The 12,801-nt window shown below is 65.8% G+C and carries 12 protein-coding genes, 1 tRNA gene and 1 pseudogene; 8 read left to right on the top strand and 6 right to left on the bottom strand.

Annotated features, from left to right (window positions below; all coding sequences use genetic code 11):
- The first annotated feature begins 55 nt into the window (after nucleotides 1–55).
- Complete coding sequence (locus tag M1L58_RS18240) at nucleotides 56–508, top strand: anthrone oxygenase family protein (RefSeq protein WP_248659964.1); 453 nt, start codon at nucleotides 56–58, stop codon at nucleotides 506–508.
- A gap of 179 nt (nucleotides 509–687) precedes the next feature.
- Nucleotides 688–1,494 (top strand): DUF6159 family protein, encoded by an 807-nt coding sequence (locus M1L58_RS18235; RefSeq protein WP_248659963.1) that lies wholly within the window; start codon nucleotides 688–690, stop codon nucleotides 1,492–1,494.
- Between the two features lie 142 nt (nucleotides 1,495–1,636).
- On the opposite strand, the gene M1L58_RS18230 is transcribed toward M1L58_RS18235, so the two are convergent.
- Both M1L58_RS18230 and M1L58_RS18225 read right to left on the bottom strand, forming a co-directional pair.
- Nucleotides 1,637–2,332, bottom strand: coding sequence for a hypothetical protein (locus M1L58_RS18230; protein ID WP_248660001.1), 696 nt, complete (start codon nucleotides 2,330–2,332; stop codon nucleotides 1,637–1,639).
- A gap of 2 nt (nucleotides 2,333–2,334) precedes the next feature.
- Nucleotides 2,335–2,760 carry a hypothetical protein gene (locus tag M1L58_RS18225; RefSeq protein ID WP_248659962.1) on the bottom strand — a complete coding sequence of 142 codons (426 nt, stop codon included), beginning with the start codon at nucleotides 2,758–2,760 and terminating at the stop codon, nucleotides 2,335–2,337.
- A 16-nt stretch (nucleotides 2,761–2,776) separates the two neighbouring features.
- Between M1L58_RS18225 and M1L58_RS23525 the strand changes: the two are divergent.
- Nucleotides 2,777–3,065 (top strand): annotated as a pseudogene (locus tag M1L58_RS23525) (IS256 family transposase); the annotation flags it as partial.
- Nucleotides 3,066–3,245: 180 nt separating this feature from the next.
- Nucleotides 3,246–4,214, top strand: a complete 969-nt coding sequence (locus M1L58_RS18220) for a hypothetical protein (protein WP_248659961.1) — start codon at nucleotides 3,246–3,248, stop codon at nucleotides 4,212–4,214.
- Between the two features lie 392 nt (nucleotides 4,215–4,606).
- Here the strand turns inward: M1L58_RS18220 and M1L58_RS18215 are convergent.
- Together M1L58_RS18215 and M1L58_RS18210 are read right to left on the bottom strand one after the other, a co-directional pair.
- Nucleotides 4,607–4,679 (bottom strand) — tRNA-Ala (locus M1L58_RS18215).
- Between the two features lie 111 nt (nucleotides 4,680–4,790).
- Nucleotides 4,791–5,540, bottom strand: a complete 750-nt coding sequence (locus tag M1L58_RS18210) for a DsbA family protein (RefSeq protein WP_006865511.1) — start codon at nucleotides 5,538–5,540, stop codon at nucleotides 4,791–4,793.
- Between the two features lie 222 nt (nucleotides 5,541–5,762).
- Here M1L58_RS18210 and M1L58_RS18205 point away from each other — a divergent pair, with 222 nt between their 5' ends.
- The gene (locus tag M1L58_RS18205) at nucleotides 5,763–6,461 is read left to right on the top strand and encodes a VIT1/CCC1 transporter family protein (RefSeq protein ID WP_051992472.1); all 699 of its coding nucleotides are present in this window, start codon (nucleotides 5,763–5,765) and stop codon (nucleotides 6,459–6,461) included.
- Here M1L58_RS18205 and pgm read toward each other — a convergent pair whose 3' ends face one another.
- Complete coding sequence (pgm, locus tag M1L58_RS18200; RefSeq protein ID WP_248659960.1) at nucleotides 6,462–8,105, bottom strand: phosphoglucomutase (alpha-D-glucose-1,6-bisphosphate-dependent); 1,644 nt, start codon at nucleotides 8,103–8,105, stop codon at nucleotides 6,462–6,464.
- A gap of 143 nt (nucleotides 8,106–8,248) precedes the next feature.
- On the opposite strand from pgm, the gene M1L58_RS18195 reads away from it, so the two are divergent.
- Together M1L58_RS18195 and M1L58_RS18190 are read left to right on the top strand one after the other, a co-directional pair.
- The gene (locus M1L58_RS18195) at nucleotides 8,249–8,899 is read left to right on the top strand and encodes an alpha/beta fold hydrolase (protein WP_248659959.1); all 651 of its coding nucleotides are present in this window, start codon (nucleotides 8,249–8,251) and stop codon (nucleotides 8,897–8,899) included.
- A 59-nt stretch (nucleotides 8,900–8,958) separates the two neighbouring features.
- The gene (locus tag M1L58_RS18190) at nucleotides 8,959–9,465 is read left to right on the top strand and encodes a hypothetical protein (RefSeq protein ID WP_248659958.1); all 507 of its coding nucleotides are present in this window, start codon (nucleotides 8,959–8,961) and stop codon (nucleotides 9,463–9,465) included.
- Between the two features lie 25 nt (nucleotides 9,466–9,490).
- On the opposite strand, the gene M1L58_RS18185 is transcribed toward M1L58_RS18190, so the two are convergent.
- Nucleotides 9,491–11,275, bottom strand: coding sequence for a long-chain-acyl-CoA synthetase (locus M1L58_RS18185; RefSeq protein WP_248659957.1), 1,785 nt, complete (start codon nucleotides 11,273–11,275; stop codon nucleotides 9,491–9,493).
- A gap of 142 nt (nucleotides 11,276–11,417) precedes the next feature.
- Here M1L58_RS18185 and M1L58_RS18180 point away from each other — a divergent pair, with 142 nt between their 5' ends.
- Nucleotides 11,418–12,659: a CaiB/BaiF CoA transferase family protein gene (locus tag M1L58_RS18180; RefSeq protein WP_248659956.1), complete on the top strand. Its 1,242-nt coding sequence runs from the start codon at nucleotides 11,418–11,420 to the stop codon at nucleotides 12,657–12,659.
- The last annotated feature ends 142 nt before the right edge of the window (nucleotides 12,660–12,801 follow it).

Below are 12,801 nucleotides of genomic sequence, written 5' to 3'. Positions count from 1 at the left end.
CCCGGCATAGTCTAGCATTACTATAAATTCTAGTGTTGCTAGAAACGGAGCCGTCATGTCCCCTGTTCTGTCCGTGATCACCACCGTCGTCGTCGGACTGATGGTCGGTGTGGAACTCTCGGTCGCCTTTGTGATCAACCCGATCACCCTGGCACTGCCTGCGCCCGCCTCGATGGCCGCCAGATCGCACGGAGCGCGCATGATGGGTCGGGCGATGCCGTTCTGGTACTTCGGCTCACTGATCCTCGCCGGGGTCCTCGCCGCGACGACGTGGGGCACGACGACGTCGACCGCGGCCCTCGTGGCAGCGGCGCTGCTCGCGGTCAGCGTGGTCATGTCGATCACACTGCTCGTTCCGATCAACAACCGGTCCAAGAACTGGACCGCCGACTCGTACCCGGAGGACTGGCGAGAGCAGACGCGGCGCTGGGACAACCTCCACTACATCCGGGTCGCGGTCATCGTGGCGGCCTTCACCCTCGTCGCGATCGCCGCAGTGGCTTTGTGAGTGCGAGAGATCGGGCGACTACCACGGGACCCGTCCGTCGTGGCGCATGAGATCGATCGCGGCGCCGGTGCCCGACGATCGCCTGACGCGCCCACCACTCGCCATGCCCGATTTGCCCGAAGCGATTGTTACTGTGCTCTGGGCCGTCACACCGGCCATCGGCTACCGAAAGGAACGGCGTGGCATCCTCGTGGGAGATCCTTAAGGCATCGGCGCGTATCTTGCGATCCCGCAAGGAACTGACGATGTTCCCGGTGCTGTCCGGTTGCACCCTGGGCATTCTCACCATCGCGTTGGGCGTCTTGGTCGTCAGCATTCCGGCACTGCGGGACTCCACCGCAGGGTTGATCATCGTGGTCGCGGTCTTCTACTTCCTCGGGGCGTACGTGCTCACCTTCTGGCAGGCGGCGCTCATCTCACAGGCGGACGTCACTCTCGACGGCGGCGACCCGAGCGTCGCAAGCGGTATCGCTCGGGCCACGCGAGCCGGGGTGCGTCTGGCCCCGTGGACGGCGATCGTCGCAACCGTGTCGTACCTGCTGGACGTCGCCGAACGTCGTCTGCCGCAACTCAACATCGTGCTCGACATGGCCTGGAACGTGACCTCCTTCCAGGTCTTGCCGATGATGGTCCTCGAGGACGAGTCCGTGCCCGGCGCCGTGCGGCGCGCCAGAGAAGCGTTCCGGGAGGTCTGGGGCCGCAACATTCTCGGCGTCGCGAGCACCGGGCTGATCTCGCTTGTACCGGCTGTGCCCGGCGCGGTCCTGATCTGGTTGGCCCTCACCGAGCTCGACGGCGCGATGATCGTCGTCGTGGCGCTCATCGGGATTCTGTTCATCGCCGCGGGCGCCGTCATCGCATCCGCCCTCAAGGGCATCTACCAAACCGTGCTCCACCACTACCTGGTCGACCGTCGGATGCCTGAGGCATTCGGCGGGATCGACGGTAGCCAGTTGGTTCGCACCCGACGCAGCGCTACGGCGTAGTGGCAGCCCACAACGACAACACCCCCTGCGAGGAGGGGATGTTGTCGGTGGAACCATGCGTCGGTCGCAGACCGTCGCCTCACGCATCGCGAATCAACCTCTGTCACAAGGCCTGGCCGGCCTTCCTGACACATGGGGCCGATCAGCTACCGGTGTTGTCCAGCCACCGCAGGAGCGAGTACAGGAACCGCGTCGAGCCGGGCATGAAGTTGTTGCCGTGGTGGTAGGTGGGGTCCAGGGTGGTGACGATGATCCGGCCCGGCGTGCTGACGGTGTCCTCGTAGAGGATTGCGCCGGCGTCCGCGCGGGCACCGGTCTCGTCGGGTTCTTCCGCGACCACGAGCGGCACGACGTCGGCCTCGGTGTGCAGCAACCCGTGGTGATGCCAGATCACGGACTTGGTGGACAGGTATTCCCACGCCTCGTGCTCGGGGTTGCGCGTACGGATCAACGGATCCGAACCCTCGAGCCACCACCAGAAGTTGGTGGGACGCGGACTCCAGGAGACGCCCGGAAGCCAGGTGTGCGCGGCGTTCTCACCGAGCACGACGAGCGTCCCCCCACGTTGCGGTACCGCGAGGAGCTGCGCAGTGTGCTTGCGGACCAGTTCGGGATGGAGCCGGTCGGCGAGCACGACGGTGTCGAACGCGTCGAGATCGCCGTCGGCGAGGTCACCGAGGTAGACGAACTCGGGCTGATGGGCGATCACCGCCGGGTCCTTAAGCGTCTGCAGGTGGAAGTGCGAACCGCCGTGAACGAAGGCGAGGCGCCGACGCGAGCGCGGAGCGCGGTCGGTACGCGCGAAGGGTTCGGCGACGGGATCGGTGGTCGTGGTCATGGTCATACCTGGGCCTCCTGCTGGGCGAGCCACGTGAGCAGCTGGGGGAAGATTCGGGCGGAGGTGTTCGGGTCCTCCTGGTAGACACCGACATCGAGACCGCCATGAACAAGCACCTGGCCGGCGCCGAGCGGATACACGTAGTCGACCGGAAGCGCGTTGCGGCCGATGCGATTTGCCACGACCGCGCCCTCCGGCAGCTTGTCACTGTAACCGCGGGCGTAGAAACCGGATACCCCGCTCCGGAAGCTGACGTCGGCCGGATCGACCCCCTCCCACACCGGATGGGCCTCACCGGAGACGATCGCGAGGTCCTTGGGGCCGAAGTACTGCAGCTTTCGCCATTTGCCCAGACCGGGCAGGAAATCGGTCAGGGGATGCCCCATGATCGCGACCCGGCCCCCCGCGGTGACGAAGTCGGTGAGCATGTCGCGACGGCGTTCGAGGAAGATCTGGTCGCAGCGGAACGACCAGACCCGGATAGGACATCAGGTCCCGAAGACCCGCCACCGCGCCCCTGACGACGTCGCAGTCCCCATACTGCTGTGGCTGGCCATCTGAGACATCTAGGACAGACGCGCCCGGCGACGCGAGAGGGAGCGCGCGGCGCCCCCCGCCACCCGCAAAGCCCCCCCTGACGACTCGTCGAGGGGCGAGTCGTGACGAACTGGAAACAGGCCCCGGGCAAATCGCCCTGGCCGCCCCCGACCGCATCGAACCCCACCTCATGTAGTCCGCAACAGAACCACATGAAGCCAGGAGTCACGTCCTACACAGACATCTTGACAATGTCGAAAGCACGAAGGTCTCTACGGCCGGACGAAAGTACCGGGAGGGTCGGAGATCCACGACGTACCGTGCACATTGACGACAAGAATGGGAGGCGCAACCGGTGGCGGACCACAGTCGAAAGATGAGTTGGGCAGTGGAGCGAGAACAACGCCTGGAACATCTCGGCCGGCTCCCCGGGAAGCTTCACCACGAACGGTTCGAGGCACTGAACCGTGCCTCCCGATTGTTCTCAACGAACGGTGTGGAGCTGACTAACCACATCGCGAAATTCGTCGGCACGCTGCAGCACGCAAACAACCTCCCGGACGAGTTTGAACATGAGACCGTTCGGTTGTTTCACAATTACATCGCGTCCGTTGCAACCCTGAGAGACATTCAGCGGGCTACGCACCGCAAGATCTGGCCGGACAAGCCTCCAAAGGACGAGCGCCCTAAACCGGACGATCCGCGAACGTACTGGGAGATGGAGGTCTACTCGCCGAAAGTCGTGGAGATGTTCGGGAACGACGACATTCAGTTCCTCTTCGATCTGAGGAACTGCACGGTCCATCACTCCGTCCCGATGGTGTCAATCGGCACCAACTGGAGTTGGGGGCAGAACCAGCCATTCGTCCACGCCAACAACGTGGCACTCAAACGAAGCGAGCTTGATAAGTACACGAAATGGACCAGCGCATCAAAGCGATTCTTGAAATCTCAGCACGGCGACGTGGACTTCCTTCCACTACTTGAGGAGTACTCGAAGCGCGCACGCGAGTTCTTCCAGTGGTTCTGGGAGCAGATCCAAGAAGCGGTACGACTGGAAGTCGAGGAGTACTACCGGAAACGATCGGAGTTCGATCACTGGCTCTCGGAGGAGCAGGCGAAACCCGACTTCCAACAGCAGTACGGAGGTAACCCGATGCCCGGCACTCTTCGCCGGAACCGCGCAAGAGCGCACGCTGAGCGCTGCGCATTCGGAACAACCGGATGGGGCGGCATAACCGTCGACTCAAAGGGCGTCGCGGTCGTTGGTGAGTCTGACTGGTGTCCCCTACCGGCAGTTGGGAAGTACCGGAAAGACGATCAGCCTGCATCTGAATGGACGTGATGCGTTCGCGCGTCGCCACTGCCGGTAGTAGTCATCGCACAGGTCACGGAGCGGCTCGGTTGGTGACAACGCGGGTGAACACTGGCCACGTGCCGACAGCCTGCGGTGAGGTCTTCCAGGCGTCGTAGAGGCGCTGGCACATGTCGCCCCTTCAACGGCCGGTCGCGCCCTACCGGACCTCCAAGGGTGTGCAGAGTGAGTCCAAGGACACCGGACAAATGGGCTGCGACCGCGATGGCCCTGGATATTTTCGCCAATCTCCCGAACGACCTGAAAGTCGTCGCGAGGCGCTGGACGGACGTGCCCTCGCTGCGCCCTCCGGCTCCTGAGGCCGATACGACGAGACCCCCTCGCTCCTGCTCCGACACAGGTGAGAGGGGGTCTCGTGGTTGTGGAGCTAAGGGGACTCGAACCCCTGACCCCCACACTGCCAGTGTGGTGCGCTACCAGCTGCGCCATAGCCCCGTGTTTTTTTGTTCCGCCCTGTTCAAGGGCACTGTGAAAGTTACACCACTGCCTCGACGGCGACCAAATCCGCAGGAACCGGGCCCTTTGTCGGGCCCGGCCCCCCTCGGATCACGACTTGCCGGCGCCCAGAATCCCGTCGAGCCAGCCGGTGCCGTCGAGCAGTCCGTCGACGGGCTTGCCGTCGTGGAGCACGCTCGGGGTGCCCACCTGGCCGGCGGCCTTCTTGAGTTCGTCGCTCGACGTGGCGGCGTTCGCTTCCGCCTGCGCGACCTTCTCGTTGTCGGTGATGCACTTGGCGGTCGCGGGTGTCGCACCCTGCGAGGTCGCCAGGCGCGCCAATTCGGGGCTGGTGATGTTGCCGGTGCCGTCCTCCGCCGGCTGGGCGCCGAACAGCGCGCTGTGGAACCGGAGGAACAGGTCGGTGTTCTGCTCCTGCGCCACACAGGTCAGCGCGCCCGCGGCACGGGAACTGTAGTCACCGGTCGCCGACCGCGAGTTCAGGAAGTTGAGCGTGTGATAGCGAACCCGCAGTTTGCCCTCGGTGACCGCGGCGGTGATCGCGGGACCCGACTGCTGCTCGAACATCTTGCACACCGGGCACAGCGGGTCCTCGAAGACGTCGATCAGCGGCGCGTTCTCCGGTCCGACGATCATCGTCGAACTCGCCGCGAGCGCAGACTGGTCCGCGGTCCCCTTGTCGCGACCGCTCCACCAGATCCCGCCGATGACCAGGCCCGCGATCACCAGGATCGCGATACCTCCGAGGACGTAGGTCATCGTGCTCGACGGTGCGCTCGGCTGATACTTCGATGTGGTGGCGCGGGGCACGGAGGCTCCCGACTTACGCTTTTCGCTCACGTAACGACTTTATCCGCGCCGCACTGATAATCGGCTGAGTAGATGCGCCCGAAGCGCACCGAATACGTGCCGCTTTCGTAAATGATCTCGACCCGGCTCGATCGGCGAGGGGACGGTCGATCGGCGAAGGGACGGTCGATCGGTGAAGGGACGGCTCGTCCGGCGACCCGCCACATACGTCGTTACGCTCACCGGGTGACCAACAGCGAGGTCGACGAGGAAATGAACCCGATCAGCCACGAGCACCCGGACGTCTCGGGCGGCCAGGTCCGCGCCGCGACCTTCGGCGCGATGGACGGCTTGGTCACCAACATCAGTCTCGTCGCCGGCGTCGGTGGCGCAGGTGCCAGTGCACACACGATCATCCTGTCGGGCGTCGCCGGACTGATCGCCGGCGCGTTCTCGATGGCGCTCGGCGAGTTCACCTCGGTGTCGACGCAGAACGAGCAGCTCGATGCCGAGGTGGAGGTCGAACGCTCCGAGATCGAGAAGAACCCCGGCGGGGAGATCCACGAACTCATCGAGATGTTCACCGAGATGGGCATGACCGAGGAGACCGCGACCACCGCGGCGCACGAGATCCACCAGGACCCCGAAGGTGCGGTCGACGTCCACATCACCCAGGAACTCGGAGTCGCCCCGTCGGACAAGCCGTCTCCGTGGGTGGCGGCGATCTCGTCGTTCGTGATGTTCGGCATCGGCGGCGTCGTCCCACTGATCCCGTACCTGCTCGGCTTCTCTTCGCTGCTCCTCGGCCTGTCGGTGGGCGCCGTCGGACTCCTCATCGCCGGCGGCGTCGCCGCCTACGTCACCCGTCATCCGATTGCCCGGGGCGCGCTACGTCAGCTGTGCTTCGGCGTGATCGCCGCCGGCGCCACCTATCTGGTGGGCCTGGCGATCGGCATCCCCGCGGGCGGCTGATCAGCTCCCGAGCGCGGTGTCGACGACCTGCTGCGCCTCCTTCTGAACCTGCGCGAGATGCTCAGGGCCCTTGAAGGATTCGGCGTAGATCTTGTAGACGTCCTCGGTTCCCGACGGCCTCGCGGCGAACCACGCATTCTCGGTGGTGACCTTCAGACCGCCGATCGCCGCCCCGTTGCCGGGGGCGGTCGTCATGATCGCGGAGATCGGTTCACCGGCGAGTTCGGTGGCCTTCACCTGCTCCGGCGACAGCTTCGACAGCACCGCCTTCTGCTCGCGTGACGCGGGCGCGTCGATCCGGGCGTAAGAGGTTTCCCCGTATTGCTCGGCGAGTTCGGCGTACCGCTGCGACGGCGTCTTGCCGGTGACGGCCAGGATTTCCGAGGCGAGCAGCGCCATGATGATGCCGTCCTTGTCGGTCGACCACGGCGTGCCGTCGAACATCAGGAACGACGCGCCGGCGCTCTCCTCGCCGCCGAAGGCGACACGTCCGGAGAGCAGTCCGTCGACGAACCATTTGAAACCGACGGGGACCTCGAGCAGCGGCCGGCCGATCCCGGCGACCACCCGGTCGATCAGTGACGACGACACCAGCGTCTTGCCGACCGCCGCCTGCTCCGACCACTGCGGACGATGGGTGAACAGGTAGTCGATGGCCACCGCGAGGTAGTGGTTCGGATTCATCAGGCCGGCGTCGGGCGTGACGATCCCGTGGCGGTCGGAGTCGGCGTCGTTTCCGGTCGCGATGTCGAAGGAGTCGCGCGCGGAGATCAGCGACGCCATCGCGTTCGACGACGAGCAGTCCATCCGGATCTTGCCGTCGGTGTCGAGCGTCATGAACGAGAACGTCGGGTCGACGGTCGGGTTGACGACGGTGAGGTGTTCGAGGTTGTAGCGCAGCCCGAGGTGGGCCCAGTACCCGACCGACGCACCGCCGAGCGGGTCGGCGCCGATGTGGATGCCGGCGTCGCGGATGGCAGTCATGTCGACGACGTCGCCGAGGCCCTCGATGTAATCGAGCAGGAACGAGTAGTCCCGGACGAACTCACTGGCTCGGGCCCGTTCGAACGGAATCCGCTTCACGCCGTCGAGCTTCGCCGCGAGCAGTTCGTTGGCGCGGGCGGCGATGACCGAGGTGATGGTGGTGTCGGCCGGACCACCGGTCGGCGGGTTGTACTTGAACCCGCCGTCGCGAGGTGGGTTGTGCGACGGCGTCACCACGATGCCGTCGGAGAGCACACCGGGGTTCTTCTTGTTGAACGTCAGGATCGCGCGACTGACCGCAGGGGTCGGGGTGTACGAGTCGTCCTCGGCGGTCAACACCGACACCTCGTTGGCCGCGAGAACCTCGAGCGCGGTCCGCCACGCCGGAATGGACAAAGCGTGCGTATCGAAACCGATGAACAGCGGACCCGTGATTCCCGCACTGCTCCGGTATTCGACGATGGCCTGCGTCGTCGCAAGAATATGCGCCTCGTTGAATGCGGTGTCGAAACTCGAGCCCCGGTGGCCGGAGGTCCCGAACACGACCTGCTGCAACGGGTCCGACGGATCGGGGACGTTGTCGTAATAGGCACGCTCGAGTGCCTCCACGTCGACGAGGTCTTCGGGCAGGGCCAATGTTCCAGCGCGGGAATGTGCCATATCGCGATTCTGCCATCAAGATCGGAATTCGCCCGTCCGACGACACCAATTGGGGAGGCTCAGCAGACCGGTCCGAATTCGTCCCGGAATCGAATCGCTAGGGTGAGACGATCGTCGACGTGCCGTTGGAGGCCTGCCGAACCATGTTGAACCCCGGTCCCCTGCGACTGCTCTCCCCCGGCCTGTTCTCGACACGGCGCGACCCGGCGGGCCTTCTCGTCCTGGTGCTGCCCGGCGGCACCGACGACAGTCGCAAACCGTTCAGTCCATGGCAGGGTTCGGCATTGCGCATGTACCCGTTCACGTGGTCGCTTCGACTGCGCTACGGACGGGCCGTGCGCGTGCACCAGGTGCGGTACCGCGTCTACGGCTGGAACGGCGACGAGAGCAGCCCCATGCTCCCGGCGCGCGCAGCGCTCGACGAGTTGTGCCGTCGCCACCCCGGCGTCCCCGTCGTCGCGATCGGCCACTCGATGGGCGGCCGGGTCGCCGCGCAGCTGGCCGCCGACCGCCGGGTCATCGGTGTTCTCGCCCTCGCCCCCTGGTGGCAGTACGCCGATTGGCGACACATCCACCCCGGCGCCCGCGTGGTGGCGGTCCACGGCGACGCGGACGAACGCACCTTCGCCAAGCGCACGCGGAAGGGCATCGACGAATTGTCGGCGCAGGGCGTCGACGCCCAGTTCGTCAACGTCCCCGACGGCGGCCACGCGATGCTCGACCACATCGGCCTGTGGCAGCGCAGCGCACTCGACTTCGTGGACGAGCGCTTGACCGCTGTGCACCGTAAGTAGACTCCGCAGGCTGACATCACCGGGCCCCCGACGGCCCGCACCATGAAGGAGTCCATCGCATGCACGCGATAACCGTCACCGATCAGGGAACCCAGATCTCCTACAGCATCGATGACGTGACCCGGTACCACGGCCCCGGCTTCCCGGGCGACGTCGCGCACGCGTTCAAGGTCCTCGAGCGAGCTCTGCCCCAACTCGGCGAACCCGGCTCGGTCGAGCGTCGTGACATCGTCGTGGCCACGGCACATACCGGCCCCGGCGTACGGGACACCTTCGAGATGGTCACCCGCGCGGTGACCGAGAACCGCTTCACCGTCGACTCCGCACTCGAGCGCAACGATCGTGGCGCGACGCTCGAGCGCTACGTCTTCGAACTGTCCTACCGCGATCGGAAGGTCCGGCTGGAGATCCGCGAGGGGTTCGTGACCGACGAGTTCATCGCGCTGGCCCGGCAACCGGAGCGCACCGCCGAAGAGGAGGCGCGCCTGACCTACCTCAAGCAGGAGATGGCGGATCGGCTCCTGGCCGCGCCGGCCGAGGCGGTCTACGACGTGGTGAACGGCTGACACCGCCACCACGTCGGCCCACCGCCTATCCCCGTCGCCGGGCTCCGGACAGTTCCTCGACGTACTCCGGGTAGAACTCGACGTAGGTGTCGCCCGAGAGCACGTACATCGGATCGTCGCCGGTCTCGGAGTAGGCCTGCTTGCGCAGTTCGGTGCGCATGTTCTTGAAGGTCGACGTGTGTTCGAGCTGGTCGACGATCCGGACGAACAGCGGCACCGCGTAACTCGGAAGTCCCTTGCGGACATGTGCGGCGAAGCCCGCGGCGTCGAACTCCTGACCGTCGTGGAGACTCACCGCCGCCATGCCGGCCTTGCCGTCGACGCCGGGCACCGGCACACCGAAGACGACGGCCTCCTCGACGGAGTCGTGTGCGTCGACGACGGCCTCGACCTCGGTGGTGGCGACGTTCTCGCCCTTCCAGCGGAAGGTGTCACCGATGCGGTCGACGAAGCCGATGTGGTGGAAGCCCTGATCGCGGACGACGTCGCCGCTGTTGAACCACTGGTCGCCCTTCTTGCGGGCGTCGCGGACGATCTTCTTCTCGGTGGCCTTCGGATCGGTGTAACCGTCGAAGGGGACCCGCGAGTTGATCTGCGCGAGAAGCAGTCCCGTGCCGCCCTTGCCGACCTTCTTCACCCGGCCGTCGGGTCCGCGCAACGGTTCGCCGGTCTCCTCGTCGTACTCGACGACGATGTACGGCAACGGTGAGAAGCCCGCGGTCTTCGACAGCCCGAAGACGTTGACGAAACCGATGTTCGCCTCGCTGGCCGCATACAACTCGACGATGCGGTCGATGCCGAACCGTCCGGTGAAGTCGTCCCAGATGTCGGGGCGCAAGCCGTTGCCGACGGCCAGCCGGACGCGGTGCGCGCGGTCGGTCGGCTTCGGCGGCTGGGCAAGGAGATACCGGCACAGCTCGCCGATGTAGCTGAACGCGGTGGCGTCGTTCTCGATGAGCTCGTCGAAGAAGCGTGACGACGAGAACTGTTTGCCGATCGCGAGGCAGGCCCCGGAGTTGAGCACCGACGACAGCGAGATCGTGAGCGCGTTGTTGTGGTAGAAGGGCAGCGCCGTGTACATCACGTCGTCGCTGCGCAGGCGGATCCCGAGGCCGCCGATGCCGTTCATGGCGACCAACCAGCGGTAGTGACTCAGCTTGCTGGCCTTGGGGTATCCGGTGGTGCCGGAGGTGAAGATCAGGATCGCCGTCGAGCCGACCTCGACGGATTCGGTGGCCTTCGGATTGACCGGCGAGCACGGCGCGACCAGCGACGGCAGCTTCTCGAAGGTGAATTCCTTTGCCGGACGCGCACTCTGCGGCACCGAATCCAGGGCCTCGACCAGATCCTCCTGATACAGAACGACCTTGGCGTCGAGGAGCCCCAGGCTGTGCTCGAGCACCGCGCCGCGCTGGTGGAAGTTGATCATGCCGCAGATCGCGCCGATCTTGACGATGCCGAGCATGGCGATCACGACGTCGGGGTGGTTCTTCGACAGCACCGCCACCACATCGCCCTTGCCGACACCCTCACGCGTCAGGAAGTCGGCGAGACGGTTGGCTCGGGCGTTGGCCTCGCGGTAGGTGATCGACGAGCCCTCGAAGCGCAGGAAGTCGCGATCGGGGTACTTGTCGACGGACTGCTGGAAGCGCTTTCCGATCGACATCTTGGTCGTCGGCGGCTTGGGCAGCATCTCCGGCAGCACACGCAGAACGGTCCCGATGTCCTTGCGTAGCGACGCGACGCCCGCCGCCATGTCGGCAAGACGGATGTCGGGCAGGAGCCCGGTCCCCGATGCGTGATCCACCATTCAAAGCCTCCCCAGTATGTGTTCGACGACACACACCATAGCGGGAGATCCGCGACAATGGAACGCGAGAATCATTTCGTTCCAACTGTGAGTCGACCCTTCGTCTTGGCGTTGCCCCTGTGACCGGCCACACTGTCTACCCATGACCGACGACACCGCTGCCGCGCCGAACCGAGAACAATTCCCGGCAGGACCGCTCGAGGGCGTCACCGTGCTCGAGCTGGGCACCCTGATCGCGGGCCCGCACGCCGCCCGACTCCTCGGCGACATGGGCGCCGACATCATCAAGATCGAGCCGCCGGGCAAACCCGATCCGATCCGCACCTGGGGTCAGGCCGAGGTCGACGGCCACCGCTTCTACTGGACGGTCCACGCCCGCAACAAAAAAGCGATCACCCTCGACCTGCGCTCCGACCGCGGGCGAGAGATCTTCCTCCAGCTCGCCGATCGCGCCGACGTCGTCGTCGAGAACTTCCGCCCCGGCACGCTCGAACGTCTCGGCATCGGCCCGGACGTGCTGTCGGAGCGCAACCCCGGCCTCGTCATCGTGCGGGTGTCCGGTTACGGCCAGACAGGTCCGGATGCGACGCGCGCCGGTTATGCATCCGTCGCCGAAGCGGCAAGCGGCCTACGGTATCTCAACGGCTACCCCGGGCAATTGCCTCCGCGACTGGCACTTTCGATCGGCGACACCCTCGCCGGCATGTTCGCCGCGCAAGGCGCACTGGCAGCGCTGTATCGCCGGACGGTGACCGGCAGGGGCCAGGTCGTCGACACCTCACTTATCGAATCCTGCGTCGCCGTGCAGGAATCGGCGATCGCCGACTACGACGCGGGCGGCGTGGTGCGTGGACCGTCGGGCACCCGACTCGAAGGGATCGCGCCGTCGAACCTCTACCCCACCAGCGACGGGACGCACGTCATCATCGCTGCCAACCAGGACTCGGTGTTCGCCCGCCTCTGCCAGGCGATGGGCCGGCCCGAACTCGCCACCGACGAGCGGTTCGCCGACCACACCGCGCGCGGTCGCAACCAGGACGAGCTCGACGCGATGATCGGCGAATGGTCGGCGCAGTACTCCGCCGAGAAACTCACCGAGGCACTGAGCGCCGCGGGAGTCGTTGTGGGACCGGTCAACACGGTCGCCGAGGTGGTCGCCGACCCTCACCTGCGGGCGCGCGGCATGATCGCCGAGCACTACGACGAGGGCGCCCAGCGAACCGTCCTCGGACCCGGCGTCGTCCCCCAGTTCAGCGAGACGCCCGGCGGCATCCGCAACGCCGGCCCGCCCACGCCGGGGTACGACAACGAGACCGTCTACGGCGAGATGCTGGGACTGTCGGCCGAGGACCTGACCGAACTCCGGGAGTCGGGCGTCATCTGACCGGCCGCCGTTGAAGTCCGCCCCTGCGATGCGCCCTCCACAGCCGAGGCGGCGACGATACGTCGTCGGACGCGCTCAGATGGGTGTCTATCAGGGGCGGATTTCGTACGAATACCGCTTGCGGCTTCCCCGAGGTAGAAAG

The organism is Gordonia sp. C13, assembly GCF_023218005.1.
GTDB lineage: Bacteria > Actinomycetota > Actinomycetes > Mycobacteriales > Mycobacteriaceae > Gordonia > Gordonia namibiensis.
Note: the sequence above shows the minus strand (reverse complement) of the source record. Positions and strands in the feature narration are given on the sequence as shown.

What these genes read in the sequence shown, in the direction of transcription:
- M1L58_RS18180 (WP_248659956.1), top strand. Translation starts at nt 11,418, where the DNA reads ATGACCGACGACACCGCTGCCGCGCCGAACCGAGAACAATTCCCGGCA.
- M1L58_RS18240 (WP_248659964.1), top strand. Translation starts at nt 56, where the DNA reads ATGTCCCCTGTTCTGTCCGTGATCACCACCGTCGTCGTCGGACTGATG.
- M1L58_RS18225 (WP_248659962.1), bottom strand. Translation starts at nt 2,760, where the DNA reads ATGCTCACCGACTTCGTCACCGCGGGGGGCCGGGTCGCGATCATGGGG.
- M1L58_RS18190 (WP_248659958.1), top strand. Translation starts at nt 8,959, where the DNA reads ATGCACGCGATAACCGTCACCGATCAGGGAACCCAGATCTCCTACAGC.
- pgm (WP_248659960.1), bottom strand. Translation starts at nt 8,105, where the DNA reads ATGGCACATTCCCGCGCTGGAACATTGGCCCTGCCCGAAGACCTCGTC.
- M1L58_RS18205 (WP_051992472.1), top strand. Translation starts at nt 5,763, where the DNA reads ATGAACCCGATCAGCCACGAGCACCCGGACGTCTCGGGCGGCCAGGTC.
- M1L58_RS18220 (WP_248659961.1), top strand. Translation starts at nt 3,246, where the DNA reads ATGAGTTGGGCAGTGGAGCGAGAACAACGCCTGGAACATCTCGGCCGG.
- M1L58_RS18185 (WP_248659957.1), bottom strand. Translation starts at nt 11,275, where the DNA reads ATGGTGGATCACGCATCGGGGACCGGGCTCCTGCCCGACATCCGTCTT.
- M1L58_RS18230 (WP_248660001.1), bottom strand. Translation starts at nt 2,332, where the DNA reads ATGACCACGACCACCGATCCCGTCGCCGAACCCTTCGCGCGTACCGAC.
- M1L58_RS18195 (WP_248659959.1), top strand. Translation starts at nt 8,249, where the DNA reads ATGTTGAACCCCGGTCCCCTGCGACTGCTCTCCCCCGGCCTGTTCTCG.